Annotated in this window: 13 protein-coding genes; 12 read left to right on the top strand and 1 reads right to left on the bottom strand. The window is 47.8% G+C overall.

From position 1 onward, the window contains the following. The first annotated feature begins 74 nt into the window (after positions 1-74). From ACO6VG_RS11700 to ACO6VG_RS11675, 6 genes are all read left to right on the top strand, one after another. Positions 75-1,997 carry a hypothetical protein gene (locus ACO6VG_RS11700; protein WP_422474017.1) on the top strand — a complete coding sequence of 641 codons (1,923 nt, stop codon included), beginning with the start codon at positions 75-77 and terminating at the stop codon, positions 1,995-1,997. A gap of 247 nt (positions 1,998-2,244) precedes the next feature. Continuing rightward, the gene (locus tag ACO6VG_RS11695; protein WP_422474015.1) at positions 2,245-3,996 is read left to right on the top strand and encodes a hypothetical protein; all 1,752 of its coding nucleotides are present in this window, start codon (positions 2,245-2,247) and stop codon (positions 3,994-3,996) included. A 125-nt stretch (positions 3,997-4,121) separates the two neighbouring features. Further along, positions 4,122-6,032, top strand: coding sequence for a hypothetical protein (locus tag ACO6VG_RS11690; RefSeq protein WP_422474013.1), 1,911 nt, complete (start codon positions 4,122-4,124; stop codon positions 6,030-6,032). Positions 6,033-6,124: 92 nt separating this feature from the next. Then, positions 6,125-6,505, top strand: coding sequence for a hypothetical protein (locus ACO6VG_RS11685; protein ID WP_422474011.1), 381 nt, complete (start codon positions 6,125-6,127; stop codon positions 6,503-6,505). A gap of 714 nt (positions 6,506-7,219) precedes the next feature. Next, complete coding sequence (locus ACO6VG_RS11680) at positions 7,220-7,636, top strand: hypothetical protein (RefSeq protein WP_422474009.1); 417 nt, start codon at positions 7,220-7,222, stop codon at positions 7,634-7,636. A gap of 125 nt (positions 7,637-7,761) precedes the next feature. Next, complete coding sequence (locus ACO6VG_RS11675; protein WP_422474007.1) at positions 7,762-10,107, top strand: hypothetical protein; 2,346 nt, start codon at positions 7,762-7,764, stop codon at positions 10,105-10,107. 104 nt (positions 10,108-10,211) lie between these two features. Here the strand turns inward: ACO6VG_RS11675 and ACO6VG_RS11670 are convergent, their stop codons facing one another. Next, on the bottom strand, positions 10,212-10,511 hold the full coding sequence (locus ACO6VG_RS11670) for a hypothetical protein (protein WP_422409175.1): 300 nt from the start codon (positions 10,509-10,511) through the stop codon (positions 10,212-10,214). 176 nt (positions 10,512-10,687) lie between these two features. Between ACO6VG_RS11670 and ACO6VG_RS11665 the strand changes: the two genes are divergently transcribed. The 6 genes from ACO6VG_RS11665 to ACO6VG_RS11640 all read left to right on the top strand — a co-directional run bounded on the left by ACO6VG_RS11665 (position 10,688) and on the right by ACO6VG_RS11640 (position 23,601). Then, the gene (locus tag ACO6VG_RS11665) at positions 10,688-12,877 is read left to right on the top strand and encodes a hypothetical protein (protein ID WP_422474005.1); all 2,190 of its coding nucleotides are present in this window, start codon (positions 10,688-10,690) and stop codon (positions 12,875-12,877) included. A gap of 125 nt (positions 12,878-13,002) precedes the next feature. Next, complete coding sequence (locus ACO6VG_RS11660; protein WP_422474003.1) at positions 13,003-15,663, top strand: C2H2-type zinc finger protein; 2,661 nt, start codon at positions 13,003-13,005, stop codon at positions 15,661-15,663. Positions 15,664-15,773: 110 nt separating this feature from the next. Next, positions 15,774-17,516, top strand: a complete 1,743-nt coding sequence (locus ACO6VG_RS11655; RefSeq protein WP_422474001.1) for a hypothetical protein — start codon at positions 15,774-15,776, stop codon at positions 17,514-17,516. Positions 17,517-17,583: 67 nt separating this feature from the next. After that, positions 17,584-19,677 carry a hypothetical protein gene (locus ACO6VG_RS11650; RefSeq protein WP_422132423.1) on the top strand — a complete coding sequence of 698 codons (2,094 nt, stop codon included), beginning with the start codon at positions 17,584-17,586 and terminating at the stop codon, positions 19,675-19,677. A 150-nt stretch (positions 19,678-19,827) separates the two neighbouring features. After that, a complete protein-coding gene (locus tag ACO6VG_RS11645; protein ID WP_422132422.1) occupies positions 19,828-21,501 on the top strand; it encodes a hypothetical protein in 1,674 nt (557 codons plus the stop codon). A gap of 150 nt (positions 21,502-21,651) precedes the next feature. Continuing rightward, positions 21,652-23,601, top strand: coding sequence for a hypothetical protein (locus tag ACO6VG_RS11640; RefSeq protein ID WP_422473999.1), 1,950 nt, complete (start codon positions 21,652-21,654; stop codon positions 23,599-23,601). Positions 23,602-23,608: the final 7 nt, after the last annotated feature.

Raw genomic sequence — 23,608 nt, 5'->3', positions numbered from 1 at the left:
GGGAGTGTCGCAAAACTCCAAAAACCCGCACCTTCGCTCTGCGTGGGAATACATAACTCTCCAGAAAAATTTTCTTGATCTATCATTTCCTCTTTAAACCAGAAGGCAGAGATATAATTATTAAACACTCACTCTTTCCAGCACTGCTGTTACTGTCTTTGTCTGTCGCCTGTCAGGCTGAACCCTTGACAATATGCTTTGTTATCAAGCCTGAACAGAATGCAGACTGTTCAAACCATAATTTTTTTATAAAGCTCGACCAACAAACCTTGTCAGATAAACCGCCTGACATTGCCGACACAAACGGCCACACGGAACCCTATTCATCACCTGACAAGATACGACGTAAGACTTACAACTACGGGGTAAAAAAGCCCCTCATTAAGTCGATTTCCTGGCATTGGCTATACGCTACGAATCTGCTGGTTACTTATAATTTGATCCTGACCACCAAAGACACCTCTCAATCCCCAACCCCTTATTCATTGCTGCCTCTGGAAGTGATTATCACTCTTGGCTGGCTTTTAAAAAACTATTGGAACCCCGACTCACTGCTGTTCAACCCAATTGAACAACAAGAGGCGAGTCAACATCACCCGTTTGCCATCACCACTATGATGGCTGGCTCTGAACAGGACCGACCACAATATCAGTCATCACAATCATCAGCGCAGCATCCCCCGCAAGTCAATACTCACTTTAAAGGCTATTACACCAGCCACCTGTATTCTGACTCTGGCGGCGGTAATGAAGACCCTGAACAGTACCTGCATACTTTGGGTTTAAATTGTTTTATCTATCCCTGTAACGGTGTTTGTCGATTTCGACAATCTTCCGATCCGTCTAATAGCGTAAACGGGGTTGCCTCAGACGGGGTCATCCTCAACTCAATAGCAGAAGTGGCAGCCGATAGCACCAGCCCCGCCGGGCAAATTACTTGCAACGTGATAGTGTTAGGGAAGGATGGCCTGCTGCAACAATGCGGAAGGGCCTTCAAGAATGCAAAAGTCCTGTCGGTTCATAAAAGCACATATCACACTGGACAAAAAACCTGTGACGCAACGGTAGTCGGGGAGGACTATCAGGAGCGGCTATGCGGGAGGGTCTACAAAAACACTAGAAGCCTTACATATCATAAATACAAATACCACTCCAGGCAAAAGCCTTGTGACGTAGTCGTGGTTGATGAGGATGGCCAGCGGCGATCATGTGGGACGATCTGCATAGGTTATTTTGCCCTGAAACAGCACAAATCACGAAAGCACGCTGCTCAAGAAACCTGTAACGTAACCGTGATCGGCGAAGATGGCCAACCGCAGTCATGCGGGAAGGTTTACAAGAATGCCCTATCCCTGTCATGTCACAAAAGCAACTTCCACTCAGGGCGACAATCCTGTAACGTGAACGTGGTCGGGGAAAATGGCAAACTACGTCCATGCGGAAAGGTTTGCAGGAATGCTCAAGCCTTGTCGTATCACAAGAGATCCTTCCACACCGTGCAACAAACCTGTCATGTAACCGTGGTCGGGAAAGGCGGCCACGCGCGAGAGTGCGGGAAAGTCTTAAATAATGCTCAGTCTCTTTCAGTTCATAAATATACATACCACACCGGGCAACAAACCTGTGATGTGACCGTGGTTGGTGGGGATGGCCAACAGCGGCCATGCAGGAAGGTCTACAAAAATGCTCAAGCCCTTTCGCATCACAAAAGCAGTGTCCACACTGGGCAACAAACCTGTGACGTGGTAATAGCCGGCAAGAATGGTCAGCAGCGGCCATGCGGGACGGTCTGTATGAATGCTCTAGCCCTGAGGTATCACAAAAAAAAAGTCCACTCAGGACAACAAATCTGTGATATGACAGTGGTCGCAGAGGATAGTCAGCAGAGACCATGCAGGAGGGTCTGCAAGAGTAATCAAGACCTGTCGAATCACAAGAGAAGACATCGAAAACGAAAGTCTGTTGATTCGGACCAGGGCGATGACCTCACTCCCTGAACTGACACCCGGCCTTTATGAGTAAGACACAAAAACACACTTATTTTCTTGATCTATCCTTTCTCTCTGTAATCCAGAAGGCAAGGATAGAATTATTAAACACTCAGTCTTTGCGGCACTTCTTCTGACGCTTTTATTACCTGTCGTTTATCAGGCCGAAGCATGTACAAGTCATTTTATTGTCGAGCCTGAACAAAATACAGGCTCTTCAAACGGGAATTTTTCTATAAATGGTGACCGCTACACATTGCCAGAAAAATCCTCAGAGATTGCCGACACAAATGGCCACGCAGAACACGAATTGCCAACGGATAAAAAACGACAGAGTTTTTATATTTACGGAGAAAAAATGCCTCTCACTGAGTTGATTTCGTGGGAATGCCTTTACACTGCGAATCTGCTGATTGCTAACGAACTGGCTCTAGCCACCAGAGACGCCCCTCTTCGCTCAAACCGCTATTCATGGATACCTTTGGAAGCGGTTACCACTGCCGGTTGGCTTCTAAAAAATTATTGGAATCGCTATTTACCTCTGTTTAACCCGATTGAACAACAAGAGGCGAGTCAAAATCGCCCGTTTGTAATCAACACTATGATGCCTGGTTCTGAGCAGGATCAACCTCAATATCAGCCATCAGAACCATCTGGCCAGCGTGCCCTGCAAGCCACCACTCACATTAGAGGCTATCACACCAGCCTCCTGTATTCAGATTCTGACGAAGGTAACGAAGACCCTGAAGGACAACTGCATACTTTGGGTTTAAATTGTTATATCTCTCCCTGTAATGGTGTTTGTCGATTCCGACAATGTTTAGATCCATCCAGTAGCGCAGGGTTGGTTTGTGAAGAAAGTTCAACAGGCTACGCAGAAGTAACATCCGGACAAAGCTCATGCCCCCAACTGGCCAGTAATGCCACCGGCCCTGCCCAGCAGGCAACTTGTAATGTGATAATGTTCGGGAAGGATGGCCAGCTCCGACAATGCGGGAAGGTTTACAAGAATAAAAAAATTCTTTTGTCTCACATAAGCGGATACCACACCGGGCAAAAAGCCTGTGACGCAATAGTGACTGGGGAGGATAACGAGCCGCAGCTATGCGGAGCGTCCTACCAGAATGCCAAAACTCTGTGGTATCACAAAAGCGTTGTCCACAGTGGGCAACAGACCTGTGTCGTAAACATAATCGGGGAAGATGGCCAACAGCGACCATGTGGAAAAATCTGTGAGAGTATTCGATCTCTGACGGTTCATAGAAGCAGATACCACACCGGGCAAAAAACCTGTTACGTAAACGTTATCTGTGAGGATGGCCAAGAGCGGCCATGCGCAAAGGTATGCATCAATAATGCTGCCCTGATGCACCACAAATCAAAAGATCACTGCACACAACAAACCTGCGGCATAACCGTGATCGGGGATGATGGCCAGCCGCAGCCGTGCGGAAAAGTATGCAAGAGTTATCGATCACTGTCATCTCACAAAAACTACTTCCACACCGGGCAAAAAAACTGTGACGTGATAGTGGTTGCTGAGAATGGCCAGCAGCGAGCATGCGGAAAAATCTGCAAGAATTCTCATGCCCTCTCGGAGCACAAAAGCAGCAACCACTGCGAGCGGAAAACCTGTAACGTGACCGTGGCTGGAGGGGATGGTCAGCAGTGGGCATGCGAGAAGGTCTGCAACAACGCCAGAGCCCTCCGGGAACACAAAAGAATATTCCACACCGGGCGACAAATCTGCGACATGCCAGTAATGGGAAAGGATGGTCGGTCGCGGCCGTGTGGGAAGGCCTTCAAAAATGCCAAAGCCATAATGGATCACAAAGGAAGAATCCACACCGGGAAAAAAAACTGTGACTTAATAGTACTCAAAGAGGATGGTCAGCTGCAGCAATGCGGTAAGATCTGCAAGAATGCTCATGCTCTCTCGGAGCACAAAAGAAGACATCGAAAACGCAAGCCTCTTGATGTGGGCCAGCAAGATGACCTCAGTCCTTGAACTGACACCCGCTCTTTTATGAGTAAGGCACAAAAACACACTTACTTCCCTGGTCTATCCTTCCCCTTGGTAAATCAGAAGGCAAGGATAGAATTATTAAACTCTCATGCTTTGCAGCACTGCTGTTGCTGATACTGTCATTATCTGTCTTCTGTCAGGCCGAGCCGTTGACAGAGCCTTTTATTGTCGGATCAAACGACCATACAGTGTCTGATTTGCCATTGGATGACAAACGACACAGAAATGACAATTACAGAATAAAAATAAACTTCATTGACTCGATTTCATGGCAATGGCTTTACGCCGCGAACCTTCTGGTTACTCTTCAACTGATCCTGTCTAGCAAAGACGCCTCTTTAAGCTCCAATCTTTATCCATGGCTATCTGTAGAAACGATTATCGTTGTTGGTTGGCTTTTAAAAAGCAATCGGTCCCCTGATTCAGCGTTGTTTATGCCTCTTGAACAACAAGCGAGATTTATGTTGACAGAGGTGGATCTCTCGTTTGCGATCAACACTATGATGCCTGGCTCAGAACCTAATCAAGCACAGGCCCAGCCCTCAGAATCATCCATCCAACAAGCCCCACAAATCACAACCTACCCTATAGGCTATTTCACCAGTCTACTGTATTCTGACTTTGATGACGGTAACGAAGCCCCTCAACAACACTCACATACTTTGGGTTTAAATTGTTTCGTCCATCCCTGTAATGATGTTTGTCAATTCCGAAAATCTTCAGATTCATCCGATAGCGGAGCGCTGGAATGTCGAGAAAGTTCGGCAGACCACACAGGCGCAACACTCGAACAAAGCTCAACCCCCCATCAAACTAATACACAATTTGATAGCTTCGACTCTACAGACGGAGTCGCCTTAGACGGGGTCGCCTTAGACGGGGTCGCCTTAGACGGGATCGCCCTGAACTCAAAGGTTACTCTTCTGGCCGATACAACTAATCCCCCGCAGCAAACAATCTGCAGAGAGTTATTAGTCGGAAAGGATGGCCAACTGCAGCAATGCGGGAAGGTCGCCAAGAATGAAAGAGCACTTTCATCTCACAAAAGCAGTTACCATACCGGGCAAAAAACCTGTGAGCTAACCGTGGCCGGGGAGAACGGACAACGGCGGCCATGCAAGATGACCTGCCAGAATGCTCAAGCCCTCTACGCTCACAAAAAAATCGTCCACAGCGGGCAAAAAACCTGTGACTTTACTGTGGTCAGGGAGGATGGCCGAAAGCGGGTATGTGCCATGGTTTGCAAGAATGCTCAATCTCTTTGGAATCACAAAAGCAAAAACCACGGCGGGGAACAAACCTGTAGAGCGACCCTGGTCACAGAGGATGGCCTGCAGCAACCATGCGGGAAGATCTACAAGAATTTTCAGGCTCTGTTTTATCACAGAAGAAAAGAGCACACCGGGATACAAACCTGTAACACAACCGTGGTTGGTGAGGATGGCCAGTCGCGGCCATGCGGTATGACCTGCAAGAATCTCGTAGCCATTGGGATTCACAGGAGCATCTTCCATTCCGGGCAACAAACCTGTGACGAGGCATTAGTCGGGAAGGATGGCCAGCAGAGGCCATGCGGGACGGTCTGTAAGAATGCTTCAATCCTCTCGGTTCACAAAAGCAAAGTTCACAGCGGGCAAAAAACCTGTGATGTGGCAGTGGTCGAGAAAGATGGTCAGCAGCGACCATGTGGGAGGGTTTGTAAGAGTGCCCATGCCCTGTGGGATCACAAAAGCAAAATCCACAGCGGGCAAAAAACCTGTGACGCAACGGTGGTCGTTGAGGATGGACAGCAACGACCATGCGGAAAGGTTTGCAAGAATGCCAGAACCCTGACGAATCACTATAGAAGAGACCACAGCGGGCCAAAAGCCTGTGAAGTGACAGTGATCGGGGAGGATGGTCAGCAGCGGCCGTGCGGGAAGGTCTGTGAAAATCTCCAAGCCCTGTCGAATCACAAAAGAATTCATCGAAAACGCAAGCCTTTTGATGTGAATTTAGACAATGACCTTAATCCTTGAATGGACAACTTCCTTTTCATGAGAAAGTTACAAAAACACACTTATTTTCTTGATCTATCCTTCCTCTCTGTGTAACAGGAGGCAAGGACAGAATGATTAAATACTCACTCTTTGTAGCACTGATGTTGCTGTCGTTGTCTGTCATCTGCCGGGCCAATCCATTGACGAGACGATTTATTGTCGAGCTTGAACACAATACAGATTCTCCAAACCAGAACTTTTCTGTAAAGCCTGACGGGCATATTTTGTCAGACAACCTGCCAGACATTGCCGGAAAAAACGACTATGCAGAGACCGTTCTGTCATCAGATGACAAACGACAAAGACCTGAAGAATACGGGGTAAAACGCTCCTTATTGGATCGATTTCACGGCAATGGCTTTACGCAACAAATCTCCTGGTTGCATACGAACTCATCCCGATCACAAGAAACACCCGTGAAAGCTCCCACCATTGTTCATGGGTACCTGTAGAAGCGGCTATCGCTGTCGGTCAGCTTTTAACAAACTATTGGAACTCGTATTCACTGCTGTTTAATCCGATTGAACCAAGAGAGGCGAGTGAAAACCACACGTTTGCAATCACCACTATGATGCATGATTCTATAGATGACCAACAATAAGGCCAGTCATCAGAATCATCCGGCCAGCAAGCCCCACAAGTAACTAACCATTGTGCAGGCTCTTTCAATCATTTCCTTTATTCTGACTCTGGTGAAGGGAACCAAAGCCCTCAACAACACTCACATACCCTGGGTTTGAATTGTTTCGTCCATCCCTGCAACGGCCTTTGTCAATTTCTACAACCTCCCGATTCATCCGATAGCAGAGCAATCAAATCAGTAGAAATCTCGAAAGACTGCACAGGAGCCACACCCAAACCGGGATCATGCCCCCATTTAGGCAATAGACGACTGTAGTTGTAACTCTGTAAGTGGGGTCGCCTCAAATCCGATGGCTGCAGGATCAGCCAATACAGCTCCCCCAGCCGGGCTGGCAATCTGCAACGTGATAGTGTTCAGGGAAGATGGCCAGCTAATGCAATGAGGGAAGATCTACAAGAGTAAAAAATCACTGTCCTCTCACAAAAGCAACCACCACACCGGGCAACAAATCTGTGACGTAACCCTGCTTAGAGAGGATGGCCTGTCTCACCAATGCGGGGCGATCCGCAAAAGCGCTAAAGCCATGTCGGATCACAAAAGCAAATACCACAGCGGACAGAGAACCTGTGAAGTAAAAATGGTCGGAGAGGATGGCATTCAGCGACTATGCGGGATGGTTTGCAAGAGTACTCAGAGCCTGTTGGATCACAAAAGAAGAAACCACAGCGGGCAAAAAACCTGTAGCGTGGTCATAAACGGGAAGGATGGCCAACAACGTCCATGCGGGCTGATCTGCAAGAATGCTTCAGTCCTTTGGAATCATAAAAGAAGAAACCACTCCGGGCAACAAACCTGTAGCCTGCTCGTGATCGGGGAAGATGGCCAGCAACAACCCTGTGGAAAGGTCTGCAAAAATGCCATGGAGCTGAGGAATCACAAAAGAACACATCGAAAACGCAAGCCTGTTGATGTGAATTGGGGCAGTGGCCTTAATCCTTGAACAGACACTCGCCTTTCCATGAGCAATATACAAAAACACACTTATTTTCTTGATCTATCCTTCCTCTCTGTACACCAGAAGGCAGAGATAGAATTATTAAACACTCTCTCTTTGCAGCGCTGCTCTTGCTGTCGTTGTCCGTCATTTGCCAGGCCAAGCCATTGGTAAGACGTTTTATTGTCGAGCTTGAACAGAATGCTGATTTTCCCAAACAGCACTTTGCTATAAAACACGACTTGCGTATATTGTCGGGCCCTCCGTCAGGCATTGTCGACGAACACGGCTATGCAGAGCCCGGGTTGCCATCCCATAACAAACGACATAAACCTGACAGTTACGGAGTGAAAACCACCTTCATTGACTCGATTTCGTGGCAATGGCTCTGCACCACTAACCTACTGATTGCTTATGAACTGATCCTGACCAGCAAAGACAGCTCTCTATGGCGAAACGCTTATTCATGGCTGCCATCAGAAGCGGCTATCACTGTCAGTTGGCTCTTAAAAAGCTATTGGAACCCCAATTCAACGCTGTTTAGCCCGATTGAACAAAAAAAGGCGATTCAGGATCATCCGTTTGCGATCACCACTGTGATGGCTGGCTCTGAACATGTCTCACAACAAACCACACCATCAGAATCATCCGGCCAGCCAGTCCGACAGACCATCACCTTCCCTAAAAGCTATTTCACTCAACTTCTTTATTATGATTCTGCCGACGGTAACGAAAACCCTCAACAGCACTCACATACTTTGGGTCTGAATTGTTTCGTCCATCCCTGTATTGACATTTGCCAATTCCGACAATCTTTGGATTCATCCAAAAGTTCAACAGACCACACAGGATCAACACCCGGACAGAGCTCATGCTCTCATTTGGCCAATGCACACTGTTATCGTTGCAACTTTAAAAATGGCGTCGCCTCAGACTCAGAGAATACAGGGGTAGCCCATACAACTGGCAATGCCGGGCAATTAATCTGCAACATGATAGTGTTCGGGAAGAATGAGCAACAGTCGTCATGCGGGAAGGTCTGCAAGAATGCTCGCGCCCTGGCGGTCCACAAAAGATCACTCCACTGCGGGCAACAAACCTGTAACCTGCCCCTGGTCGGGAAGGATGGCCAACTGCAGCTATGTGGAAAGGTTTACAAGGGTAAATACGCCTTGTCGGATCACAAAAGAAAAGCTCACACCGGGCAACGAACCTGTAACCTTACCGTGATCGGGGAGGATGGCCAGCGGCGGCCATGCGGAGTGCTCAGCAAGAATCTACAGGCCCTGATGTCACACAAAAGAAGATACCACTGCGGACAAAAAACCTGTGACGAGATTGTGACCGGGAAGGATGACCGGCAACGGCCATGCGAAAAGGTCTTCAAAAATGCTTTAGACTTGTTTAATCACAAAAACAGGGACCACGCCGGACAAGAAACCTGTAACGAGATCATGATCAGGAAAGATGGCCAGCAAGAGCCATGCGGGAAGCTCTTCAGGAGCGCTAAAGCTCTGTCATCCCACAAAAGAACCCATACCGGGCAAAAAACCTGCGAGATGACCGTAGCCGGGAAAGATGGTCAGCGATGGCAATGCGGAAAGGTCTGCAAGAATAAAAAAGTACTTTCAACTCACAAAAGCCAATACCATACCGGACAAAAAACCTGTGTCGTAACAGTAGTCAGGGAGGATGGCGAAAAGCAGCCATGCGGAACAGTCTGCGAGAATGCTTATGCCCTGATGAATCACAAAAAAATACTCCACTGCGAACAACAAACCTGCAACCAGACCGTGGCCGGAAAAAATGGCCAGCTGCGGCCATGCGGGAAAGTCCGCAAAAATGCCAAGGCCCTGTTGTATCACAAAAGAGTAGCTCACAGCGGGCAACAAATCTGTGACCTAACCTGGCTTGGGAAGGGCAACCAGCGAGAGCTATGTGGGAAGGTCTTCAAGAATTTACAATCACTGTCGTCTCACAAAAGCAGCGCCCACAGCGGTCAAAAAACCTGTGCCGTAAAAGTGCTCACAGAGGATGGCATTGAGCAACTATGCGGTTCGGTCTGCAGTAGTGCTCAAGCCCTTCTGGATCACAAAAGCAGAGTCCACAGCGGACAACAAACCTGTGACAGTATCGTGGTGGGAGAAGATGGCCAGCAGCAGGCATGCGGCAAGGTCTTCGGTAATAGTAACTCTCTGTCATCTCACAAAACCAGATACCACAGCGGGCAAAAAACCTGTAGCCTGGCCATTGCCGGGAATAATGGCCAGCAACGGCCATGCGGAATGGTCTGCAAAAATACTCAGGCCCTGTCGGACCATAAAAGAAGAGACCACACCGAGCAAAAAACCTGTAACCTGCCCGTGATCGGGGAAGATGGCCAGCAGCGACTTTGTGGGAAGGTATACAAACATGCCTTTGAGCTGTCGAATCACAAAAAAACACATCGAAAACGCAAGCCTGTTGATGTGAAGTGAGGCAATGACGGGAGTGAAGCCGGGAACGACGGAAGTGTTCCCGATGCTCCCAGTAACCTGATTGTTGCCTCAAGACTGGTACTGACTGTCCTGTGAGGTTTGTGCTACGCGAGCTTATTGAAGATCTGGATTAGCATGTCTTCAATCTTGTCAAAACGACGGTCATGATCCTCTAAATAGTTTTCAATCTTGTCAAAACGCTGGTCAACCTTCTTAAAACGCTGGTCAACCTCCTTAAAACGTTGGTCAATCTTGTCAAATTTCCGATCATGTATTTTCAGGTGAATCTCTAATTGCTGATATGACCGAAGCATAAACGATAAGCTATCGCTCAAGCTTGCGGTCACTTTCTCCCATTTGTCTTGTTGTTCTTCCAGTACCGTGACTCTTGACTCAAGGCTCATACTGCCAGTCCCATGTGGTTTTTTGTTTGAAAATTGAGAATAGCAGAAACTCCCCCTTCCTCGAGGAAGATACAAAAACACACTTATTTTCTTGATCTATCCTTCTTCTCTGTAGACCAGAAGGCAGAGATAGAATTATTAAACACTCTCTCTTTGCAACACTGCTGTTGCTGTCGTTGTCGGTCATTTGCCAGGCCAAGCCATTGGTAAGACGTTTTATTGTCGAGCTTGAACAGAATGCTGATTTTCCTAAACAGCACTTTTCGATAAAAAACGACTTGCATATATTGCCAGGCCCCCTGTCAGACATTGCCGACAAAAACGGTAGTATTGAACCCAGTTTGTCATCAGATAAAAAACGACAGAAAACTTGCAGTTACGGGCTGAAAACGCCCCTTATTGAATCGATTTCATGGCAATGGCTTTATGCCGCAAATCTGCTGGTTGTTTTTGAACTGATCCTGACCACCAAAGACGCCCCGACGGGGTTCAACCTTTATTCATCATTACCCCTGGAAGCGGTCGTAGCTGTCGGATGGCTTTTAAACAACTATCGGAACCCTGTGTCATCCTTATTCAACCCTTATGAACAACAGGAGGCGAGTATAAATGACCCGCTTTCGATCATCACTATGACGCCTGGTTCTGAACGCAACCCATCACAATATCAGACATCACAATATCAACCTTCACAAGCATCTGGCCAACAGGCTCCGAGAACCACCCCCTATCCCGAAGGGTCTTTTACCAGCCCCTGGCATTCTGGCTTCGGTGACGATAACGAGGACCCTCAATCACATCGACATACTTTGGGTTTAAATTGTTTCGTCTATCCCTGTAATGGTGTTTGTCGATTCCGACCATCATTCGGTAATGCACATTCATTGAGTGCAGTGGCCGCCTGTACTGTAAAAACCCGACCACTGACGATGTTTTGGCATTTACCCGTCACCACCGATGATTTGCTCATAATCAATGGGTTACTCAATCTGGGTAGTCATGGTCTTGCCGAAAAAAACCCGTTTTCCATTTCGCTAATCCATTGCACTCCCCCGGCAGAAACTTTGGAAGCACAACAAACAACAGCATCAACCCAATGGAATCAAAACCTGATTCATCCTTCCCGGACAGCCCAGGCAGCAGCTGATAAGATTATATTCACGACATCAGACGATAAAGACTCTCAGACGGACGACATTGAATCGGCAGAGACTTCATCTTCGGGTTGTCTCCCTTACACAGGCGCTAACCATTGCCAACAAGGCCTTTTGGATCAAAAAAAAAGAGACCACTCCGGGCAACATATCTGTGTCGACAAACTGCTTGGGGAAGATGGTCAGCAACGACTATGTGGAAGAGTCTGCAGCAGTATCAAAGCCCTGTCAGATCACAAAAGAAGACACCACTCGGGGCCTCGAACCTGTTGCGAGACGGTGCTCGGCGAGGATGGCCAACCGCAACTCTGTGGAAAAGTCTGTAAAAGCATCAAAAACCTGTCAGATCACAAAAGAAGACATCACACCGGACAACAAACCTGTGCCCAGACAGTGCTCGGGAAGGATGGCCAACCGCAACTCTGTGGAAAGGTCTGCAACAATATTAAAGCCCTCTCAGATCACAAAAGAAGACACCACTCCGGGCAAAAAATCTGTGGCGAGACAGTGCTCGGGGAGGATGGCCAACCTTGTCAATGCGGAAAGGTCTGCAAAAGTAGTCAAATCCTGGCGGAACACAAAAGAATAAGTCACAGCGGGCAAAAAACCTGTGACGCAACCCTAATCGGGAAAGATGGCCAACTGCAGCCGTGCAGGCGGGTCTTCAAGAATGCCCATGCCCTTTCGGCTCATAGAAGCTTTATCCACAGCGGGCAAAGAACCTGTTCCGTAACCGTGGTCACAAAAAGTGGCCAGAAACGACCATGCCGGATGCTCTGCAAGAATGCTCAGAGCCTGGCGGATCACAAAAGAAGAAACCACACAAGGCAACAAACCTGTGACATGCTCGTGGTCGGGGAAGATGGCATGCAGCAGCCATGCGGGAAGCCCTGCAAGAGTGCCAAAGTCATGTCGGACCACAAAAGAAGAAAACACGGTGGGCAACAAACCTGTAACTTGACCCTGGTTGGGGAGGATGGAATGCAGAGGCCATGCAAGACAATCTGCAAGAATCCCGCTGCTCTGTCGACTCACAAAAGCAGTGTCCACAGCGGACAAAAAACCTGTGACTTGAACATGGTCGGGAAGGATGGTCGACAGCGATTGTGCAGGAAGATCTGCAAGAATGCTCAAGCTCTGCGGGATCACAAAAGAACACATCGAAAACGCAACCCTGTTAATGACAGCCGGGACGATGACTTCAGTCCTTGAACAGAGACCTGCCCTTTCATGAGAAAGACAAAAGAACACGCCTGTTTACTTGATCTATTCTTCCTCTCTGTATACCAGAAGGCAGGCACAGAATTATTAAACACTCAATCTTTGCAGCGCTGCTATTGCTGTTACTGTCATTGTTTGTCATCTGTCAGGCCAGATCGTTGACAAGACATTTTATTATCGAGCTTGAACAGAACACAGATTTTCCAAACCAGAACTTCTCTATAAAGCCTGTCCGGCAAACATCGTCGGGCAACCCGTCAGACATTGCCGACACATACGGCTATGCAGACCCTGTTTTGCCATCAGATGACAAACGACACAGACTTGACAGTTACGGGATGAGAATGCCACTCATTGAGTCGACTTCGTGGCAATGGCTCTACGCCACGAAGTTGCTGGCTGCTTACGAAATGATTCTGACTAGCAAAGACGCTCCTCAGTACTCCACTCCTTATTCATGGCTACCTGCAGGAGCAGTTGTCGCTGCTGCCTGGCTTTTAAAAAGCTATTGGAACTCTGATTCACTGCTGTTTAAGCCAATTAAACAAAAACAGGCGAGTCAAAATCACAGACTTGCGATCATCACTATGATGTCCGGTTCTGAACACAACCCATCACAATATCAGCGCTCACAATCATCCGGCCAACAAACCACAGAAGCCGCCAGCCAGCTCACAGGAGCTTATAATAATCCCCTGCATTCTGACTCTGGCGACGGTAACGAAGACTCTCAACCACATCGACATACTTTGGGGTTAAATTGTTTCGTCAATTCCTGTCATGGCACTTGTCGACTCCGACACTCATCCGATAGCAGAGAGTCCGCTGAATGGCCGCCAAAGCCGGAAGAAAGCCTACCTATAGACGAGGTAGCTTATATAAATGACTTTGCCGGGTCATTCAGAAATGATTTGACATACCCGGGGAGCATGCCCTGGAACACCAGTGATTTTGGCGACATTAATGCACTGTTCGACCCACAATATCTTCTCGAAGAAGAAGGGATTTTCGTTAAACTTAATCATTCAGAAGCACAACCAACAACCATTGAATCATACCCACTTGATCTGAACCAACATACTCTTTGCGAGACTCCTTTTATCGAGACAGCCACAGCACAAGTCACAACCAACAGCGAGCAAAAAGTCTGTGAAACAATAGTAATCAGAGAAGATGGTCAGCCGCAGCCCTGCGGGGCAGTCTGCAAGAATAGTTATGTCCTGTCGAACCACCGTAGAAGAATCCACAGCGGTCAAAAAGTCTGTCAAGTCACTGTGATCGGCGAAGATGGTCAGCAACAGCCATGCGGGACAGTCTGCAAGAATGCCCAAGCCCTGACGGACCACAAAAGAAAAAGTCACACCGGGCAACAAAGCTGCCAGATAACTGTGGTCGGGGAAAATGGTCGGCAACAGCCATGCGGGAAGGTCTGCAGCAGCACCAGAGCGCTATCGGATCACAAAAGAAATGCCCACACCGAAAAAAAAACCTGCGACCAGCCAGTCTATATGGAGGATGGTCAGCCTCAGCTATGCGGAAAGGTCTGCAAGAGTGCCGTTATGCTGTCGGACCACAAAAGAAGAAAGCACACTGGGCAACAAACCTGTACCTTGACCGTAGTCGGAGAAGATGGTCAACAGCGGCCGTGCGGGAGGATCTTCAAGAATCTTGCGGTTCTGAGCAATCACAAAAGGGGCCTCCACTCCGGTCCAAAAACCTGTGAAGAGACCATTATCGGAGAGGATGGTCAGTCGCAGCCTTGCGGGAAAGGCTGCAAGAATCTTCAAGCCCTGACATCTCACAGAAGCAGATACCACAGCGGCCAACAAACCTGTACCGCAACTCTGGTCAGCGAAGATAATCAACTGCGACCATGCGGATTGGTCTTTAGCAGTGTCAGAACCTTGTCGGACCACAAAAAAAAAGTTCACAGCGGGCAAAAAACCTGTAGCCTGACCCTGGTCGGGGAGGATGGTATGCTGCGGTCGTGCGGAACAGTCTACAATAGCTATCAAGCCCTGTCATATCACAAAAGCAGTTACCACAATGGGCAACACACCTGTAGTGTGATCGCGTTCGATGGAGATGATCAGCTGCGGCAATGCGGTAAGACCTTCAATAGTTCTCGAAATCTGGCGCAACACAGAAGAAAAGTCCACAGCGAACAAAAAACCTGTGGCATGGCCATAATCAGAGACAATGGCCTGCACCGGACATGCGGCAAGACCTTCAATAATGCTCAAGCCCTGACGAATCACAAAAGAAAAATCCACAGCGGACAAAAAACCTGTCGCGTGACCGTAATCGGAGAAGATGGCCAGCAACGACCATGCGGGAAAACCTGCAGGAGTGTCCAAGACCTTTCGGATCACAGAAGAAGAGACCACACAGGGCAAAAAACCTGTGACCTGACCGTTGTCGGGGAAGATGGTCGGCAATGGCGATGCGGAAAGGTCTGCAAGAATGCGGTAGCCCTGATCGGTCACAGAAGAATAAACCACAGCGGAAAACAAACCTGTAACCTAACTGTTATCGGGGTGGATGGTCAGCAGCGGCGATGCGGGACAACCTGCAACAATGCTGCAATTCTTTCCTATCACAAAAGCAATCTCCACAGCGGGCCAAAAACCTGTGACGTAACCGTGATCAGGGAAGATGGTCAGCAGCGACAATGCGGAAAAATCTTCAAGAATGCCAGAGTCCTTTACAATCACAGAAGAACACATCGAAAACGCAAGGCCGTCGATGTTGAACCAGACGATGGTATCACTCCTTGAACGGACAACCGCCCTTCAATGAGCAAAACATAAAAACACACTTATTTTCTTGATCTATCCTTCCTCTCTTTAAACCAAAAGGCAGAGATAGAATTATTAAACATTCTCACTTGGCAACACTGCTGTTGCTGTCGTTGTCTGTCATTTCCCAGGCCAAAACGTTGACAAGACACCTTATTGTCGAGCTTGAACAAAATGCAGATTTTCCAAACCTGAACTTTTCTATAAGCCCAGACTGGCCTGCATCGTCGAGCAAACCATCAGACATTGCCGACACAAACAGCTACCCTGAACACGATTTGCCATTGGATGACAAACGACATAGACCAGACAGTTACGAGGTAAAAACGACCCTCATTGAGTCAATTTCGTGGCAATGGCTTTATACGACAAATCTACTGGTTACTCACGAAGTGATCCTCACCACCAGAGACATACAACAAAGTTCAAGCCATTATTCATGGCTGCCATTTGAAGTGGTTATCGCTGTTGGTTGGCTTTTAAAAAACTATTGGAATCCGGATTCACTGCTGTTCAACCCGACAGAACAACAAGATGTGAGTCAAAATCATCCCTTTGCGATCACCACCATGATGACTGCCTCTGAACATAACCCACCACAATATCAGCCAACAGAATCACCCGTCCGGCAAGCTCCAGGAGCCAACAGCCAACTTTCAGGCTCTTTCATCAACCCCGTGCATTCTGACTCTGGAGACGGTAAAGAAGATCCTCAACCACATCGACATACTTTGGATTTAAATTGTTTCGTCTATCCGTGTCACGGCATTTGTAGATTCCGGTCATCATCCGATAATGCACATTCAATAAGTGCAGAGGCCAACTGTACTGAGTCTGCCCGGAAACTGAATGATGATCTGACAATGCCCGGGCATTCGCCTGTCAAGTCTGACGATTGGGTCATAATTAATTGGCTGATCAATCTGGGTAATCATGGCCTTGTCGAAGCACCCGGTAAGGTTGTATTAACGAGATCAAATCCTGAAAACTCTAAAACGGACGAAGTTAAATGGTCAGGGGCTTCACCTTCGGGCTACCTTCCTTTTGGTGGGGCTTGCCATTATGAAAAAGCCAGCTCGAATCAAGAAAGAGAAGACTGCACCGGGCAAATAACCTGTGACGAGACAGTGATCCTGGAAGATGGCCAGCAACGATTATGTTGGAAGCTCTGCAAGAATGCTCGGACTCTGGCGGATCACAAAAGCAGAAACCATACTGGTCAAAAAACCTGTGACGTGTCTGTGGTCGACAAGGATAACAAGCAGCGGAAATGCGGATTGATCTGCAAGAGTGTTCAAGGCCTCGCATATCACAAAAGGAGAGACCACACCGGACAAAAAACTTGTGATATGACCGTGATCGCGGAGGATGGACAGTTGCGGCCATGCGGGATGGTTTTGAAGAATGCTCCACTTCTGTCAGCTCACAAAAACGGATATCACACGAGACAAAAAGTCTGTGCCGAAACAGTGGTCTCGCAGGATGGCGAGCAGCGGCCATGCGGGAAGCTCTGCAAGAATACTAAAGCCCTGGCGGAACACAAAAGAAGAGAACACAGTGGAAAAAAAACCTGTTATATAACCGTGGTCGGGAAGGATGGTCAACAACGTCAATGCGGGAAAATCTGCAAAAATGCTGCCGCTATGTCGACTCACAAAAGCAGTATCCACAGCGGGCAAAAAACCTGTTACGAGACTCTGATCGGGAAAGGTGGCCAGCAGCGGCAATGTGGGAAAGTCTTTAGTAATGCCGGAGGCCTTTATGAACACAAAAGAGTACATCGAAAACGCAAGCCTGTTAATCTGGACCAGAACGATGATCTCAGCCCTTGAACTGAAATAATACCCGCTCTCAGATGTGGTGATCTATCCTTCCTCTGCGTAAACCAGAAAGCAAGTATTGATTATTAAACATTACCTCTTTGTAGCATTGCTGTTACTGTCATTGTCTGTCATCTGTCATGCAAAAACGTTGACACGACTTTTTATTGTCGAGTTTGAGCAGAATACAGACTTTCCAAACCAGAACTTTTTTGTAAAACCTGACCAGCTTACATTGTCGGGAAACCCATCAGACATTGCCGACAAAAACGGCTATGCGAAACCTCATTTCCCATCGGATAAAAAACGACACAGACCTTTCAGTTACGGGTTTAAAACATCCCTCATTGGGTCGATTTCGTGGCAATGGCTTTACGCCAAAAATCTGCTGGTTGCTTTCGAACTGATTCTGACTACCAGAGAGCCCCCTCTATCCTGTTTATGGGTACCTGTAGAAGCTGTTATCGCTGCCGGTTGGCTTTTAAAAAGCTATTGGAACCCCGAATCACCCATGTTTGAGCCGATTGAACGACAAGAGACGAGTCAAAGTGACCCGTTTATGATCACCACTATGATGCCTGGCCCTGGACAACATACAACACACTATCAGTCATCAGAATTATCTGGCCAGCAGGCAGCAAATGCTATCACCCAACGAACAGGCTCTTTCACCAGCCCGCTGCATTCTGGCTCTGCTGACGGTAACGAAGACCCTAAGCCAAACCGACATACTTTGGGTTTAAATTGTTTCGTCTATCCCTGTCATGGCATTTGTCGACTCCGACCATCGTCTGAAAATGCCTATCCACCGAGTGCAGAGGCCAGTTATACTGATCCTGCCCAGCCACTCAATCATTATGTGTCAATGCATGGGCATTTAACCGAAGACAGTGACGATTTGGTCATAATCAATGGGTTACTCAATCTGGGTAGTCATAGCCTTGTGGAAAAAACCGGGATTGCCTCTGCCCTTTCCCACTTCACAGCATCAAACCATAACACCTTTCAAACGGGCACAACTGAATGGACAGGGGCTTCACCTTCGGGCTGCCTTCCTTTCGGGGGGGCGACCCATTACCGACAAGTCAGGTCGACTAAGGAAAAAAGAAACCATACCGTGAAACGAACCTGTCTCGTGAGAGTACTCGGGGTGGATGGTCAGCAACGGCCATGCGGGATGGTCTGCAAAAATTCTCAGGCTCTGGCGAGTCACAAAAGAAGAAACCACACTGGAGAACAAATCTGTGATTTGATCGTGGACGGGAAGGATGGCCAGTCACTGCCATGCGGGACTGTCTGCAAGAATGCTCAAACTCTGTTGGGTCACAAAAGGAGAAACCACACCGGGCAACAAATCTGTGACGTAATCGAGATCGGAGAAGGTGGCCTCAAGCGGCCATGCGGGACACCCTGCAAGAGTACCAAAGCACTGTCGGATCACAAAAAAAGAGACCACACCGGGCAACAAACCTGTGTCGTGACCGTGGTCGGGGAGGATGGTCGTCAGCGGCCATGCGGAAAGATCTGCAAAAATGCTCAATCTTTATGCACCCACAAAAGTCAATACCACAGCGGGCAGCAGATCTGTGACTTCATCCTGGTCGGGGAAGATGGCCAGCAACGACTATGCGGGAAGGTCTGCAGGCACTCTCGAAACCTGACTGACCATAAAAAAAGGAACCACAGTCGGCAACAAACCTGTGAATTTAAAGTGCTTGGAAAAGATCGCCAGCTGCGGCCATGCGGGGTAATCTGCAAGAACGCTGCAGTTCTCTCGACTCATAAAAGCAGTATTCACAGCGGGCAAAGAATCTGTGGCCTGACCGTGTTCGGGGAGGATGGTCAGGAGCGGCTATGCGGGACAACCTGCAGGAATTCTGCGTCTCTCTGGAATCACAAAAGCACTATCCACGGCGGACAAAAAATCTGTAACCTGACCATGGTCGGAGAGGATGGTCAGCAGCGTCGATGCGGGAGAACCTACAAGAATGCCGGCGCTCTTTCGAGTCACAAAAGCATTGCCCACAGTGGGAAAAAAACCTGTAGCATGACCGTGGTCGGGCATGATGGTCATCAGCAACAATGCGCAAAAATCTTCAAAAATGCTAAAGCCCTGTCTAAGCACAAAAGATTGCATCGAAAACACAAGCCTCTTGAAGCCGACCAGGATTAACAGAAGCTCTTTGATAGAAAGGCACACTTATTTTCTTGATCTATCCTTCCTCACTGTATATCAGAATCCAAGGATAGAATTATTAAACACTTATTCTTTGCAACAACGCTGTTGATGCTTTCGTTTTCTGTCTTCTGTCAGACTGAACCGTTGAAAAGTGGATTTATTGTCGAGCTTGAACAGAATGAAAGTTTTCCAAAAAAGCGCTTTTCTATAATTCAGTCGATCTCGTGGCAGTGGATTTACACCACTAATCTGATGACTGCGTACGAACTGATCCTCACCACCAAAGAAGTGTCTCCAGACAGCAGCCCTCATTCATGGCCACCCGTCGAAGTGGTTTTCACTGTCGGTTGGCTTCTAAAAAGCTATTGGAAACCGGTCTCAGCGTTGTTTAACCCAATTGAACTACAAGCGCCATCTATCTTGCCACAGGAGGATCAGCCGTTTGCGATTATCATTACCCTGTTCGGCTCTGGACATGACCAACAACAGGTCCAGCCTTCAGAATCATCCGTTCAGCAAGCCCCAAAAGCTACCATCCAGAATACAGGCTATTTCACTCATCGCCCCTACTCTGACTCTGACGACGGTGACGGAAACCCACCACAGTATTCACACACTATGGGTTTAAATTGTTTCGTCCATCCCTGTCACGGTGTTTGTCGATTCCAACCATCATCCGAAAGCAGAGAAGCTGCTGAATGGCTGCTGAATTTAAAAGAAAGTTCGAAAGGCTGCACAAAAATGACATTCGGGCAAAGCCCGCGCCCTTATGGCATTAATGACAAAACGACAAATAACTGTAACCCGAAACAATCAGGGCATGCAGAAGCAGCACATGCGGACCCTGCCGACTCAGTCAATCATGATGTGCCAATGCACAGGCATTTACCTCTCACAGCTGAAGATTGGGTGATAGTCAATGGATTACTCAATCTTGGTTGTCACAGTTTTCGCGTAAAAACAGGAATTTCCTTTATGCGTGACCATTTCAACCCCCCAATGGAGACTTCAGAAACACAACAAACAACAGAGGGATCAACCCATTTCAGTCATAAGCCACTTCATTTTTCCCAGAAAGACACAGTGCAAGCCAAAAACAACATAAGGCAAAAAATCTGTAAAGCAACGGTGGTCGGGAAGAATGGCCAGCAGCGATTGTGCGGAAAGGTCTGCTGGAGTGCCGCAGCTTTATCGGTTCACAAAAGCACTTACCACAGTGGGGAAAAAATCTGCCTTAAGACCGTGATCGGAGAGGATGGTCAGCTACGACAATGCGGCAAGGTCTGCAAGCATAATAATGCCTTGTCAGATCACAGGAGAAGAGACCACACCGGTCAAAAAACCTGTGAAGTCACCGTGATTGGGGAAGATGGCCAGCAGCAGCCATGTGGAAAAGTCTGCAAAAATGCTCAAGCCCTGACGGATCACAAAAGCGGGTACCACTCCGGACAAAGAACCTGCAACGCTACCATGGTTGGGGAGGATGGCCAGCCTAAGCTATGCGGGAAGATCCTCAAGAATACTATTGCCCTGATGCATCATAAAGAACACTTTCACAGCAGAAAAAAAACCTGTGACGTAACCGTGATCGGTGAGGATGGCCTGCTTCGGCCATGCGGAATGGTCCTCACTAATGCTCGATACCTGAAGAATCACAAAAAAAGGGTCCACACCGGACGACAAACCTGCGACGAACCCTTGATCGGAGAGGATGGTCAGCAGCGACCATGCGGAAAAGCCTGCAAGAATGTTGAAGCCTTGCGACTGCACAAAAGAAAACATCGAAAACGCAAGCCTGTTGATACGAATCTGGATTAACAAGAGCTCTTTAGCAGAAAAACAAACTTATTTTCTTGATCTATCCTTCCTCTTTGTAAACCAGAATCCAAGGATAGAATTATTAAATACTCACTCTTCTCGACACCGTTGTTTCTACTATCTATTTCCGTCGCCTGTCAGGCCGAGCCGTTGACAAGCCGTTTTATTGTCGAGTTTGAACAGAATGGAGGTTTTCCAGACCAGAGCTTTTCTATAACGCCTTACACCCCTTCAGATATTCCTGACACAAACAGCTACACAGGATCAGCTTCGCTGCCTGATGGAAAACGACACAGATCAGGCTTTTACGGGGTAAAGCCAAACCCCATTGAGTCTATTTCGTGGCAATGGGTTTACACCACTAACCTGCTGATTGCTTACGAATTGATCCTCACCACTAGAGGCACTCCTCTGAGAGCTAACCCCTATTCATGGCTACCTGTAGAAGCCGCTTTCGCTGTCGGTTTGCTTTTAAAAAACTACTGGAACCCCAACTCACCGTTATTTAACCCGATTGAGCAACAGACGGCATCTATGTTGAGACAGTGGGATCAGCCGTTTGCGAGTATGATTACAATGTTTGGCTCTGGACATAACCAACAACAAGGCCAGCCTTTAGAATCATCCAGCCAGCAAGCCTCACAGGCCGCCACTCAGCCTGAGCGCTATTTCATTAATCACCTGTATTCTGACTCTGGCGAAGGTAAAAGAAACCCTCAGCAAGACTCTCACACTTTAGGTCTGAATTGCTTCGTAAATTCCTGTCGTGGCATTTGTCAATTCCGACCATCAGCGAGCAGCAGAAGGCCTGCTGAATCACCACTGAATGTCGAAAAAAGCTCAACAGGTCCTACAGGAGCAATACCCGGACAAAGCTCATGTCCTCCTTTGATAATTAAACACGGTCTCAGTTGCACAGGCTACTATGATTCTGTAAACACTACAGACTCACAAAAAAAACTGCCTGTAAAAGTATTCAATGATCGCTTTTCCTTTCAATTCCAATGCACTCCTGGTGAAACCTTTCTGCCTCAGACGCATCAAGCTCAGCCCCATGACGTTAATGACAACCTGACAAACAGCTGCAACCATACCCTCTCGATGAATGCAGGGAAAGCACAGTCTAACTCTGGCCAGCCACTCCATGATAATGCGCCAAGGCATAAGTATTTGTCTGTCACTGATGATGATTTGGTTATAGTCAATGGTTTACTCAATCTGCGTGATCATAGTCTTCTCAAAAAAATCAGGAATTCCTATGTCCGCAAACCTTTCAGACTTCCAGCGGGGGCGTCAAAAACACAACAAATAACAGGATCACCCCAATTGGGTCATAACCCACTTCATCTTTCCCGGACAGGCAGAGAACAAGCCACAAACCTCAGCGGGCAGAAAATTTGTAACGCAACAGTGGTCACAAAGAATGGCCTGCAGCAACCATGCTGTAAGGTTTGCATGAATACTACTGCCCTTTCGATTCACAAAAGCAAATACCACACCGGGCAAAAAACCTGTATCGAGACCGTAATCGGAGTGGATGGTCAACTGCAGCCATGCGGAAGAGTCTGCAAGCATGCTAATGCTCTTTCAGATCACAAAAGAAGAGAGCACACTAAGCAAAGAACCTGCGGTGTGGTAGTGGCTGGAGAAGATGGCCAACCGCAGTTATGCGGGAAGGTCTTCAAAAATACTTATGCCCTGACGCATCACAAAAGAACTCTCCACAGCGGGCAAAAGACCTGTCCCGTGCCAGTGACTGGAGAAGATGGCCAGCCGCGACCATGCGGGAAAATCTTCAAGAACGCTGAATCTCTGTCATCTCATAAATGCAAATACCACACCGGGCAAAAGACCTGTGACGTGACTGTGCGCGGGAAGGATAACCAACAGCAGCCGTGCGGATCCGTTTTTAACAGTTTTCAAGCCCTGTTGGATCACAGAAGAAAGAACCACAGTAGCAAAAAAATCTGTGAGGAAACCATAATCGGGAGGGATGGCAAGCGACAGAAATGCTGGACGATCTGCCAGAATGCTAAAGCCTTCTCGGATCATAAAAGAAAACATCGAAAACGCAAACCTGTTGATGCGGATCAGAATTAATTTTCTA

The sequence above is a fragment of the Endozoicomonas sp. ALB032 genome (assembly GCF_049310125.1).
Taxonomy (GTDB): domain Bacteria; phylum Pseudomonadota; class Gammaproteobacteria; order Pseudomonadales; family Endozoicomonadaceae; genus Endozoicomonas_A.
The sequence above is the reverse complement of the archived record's forward strand: the minus strand, read 5'-3'. Positions and strand labels throughout refer to the sequence as shown.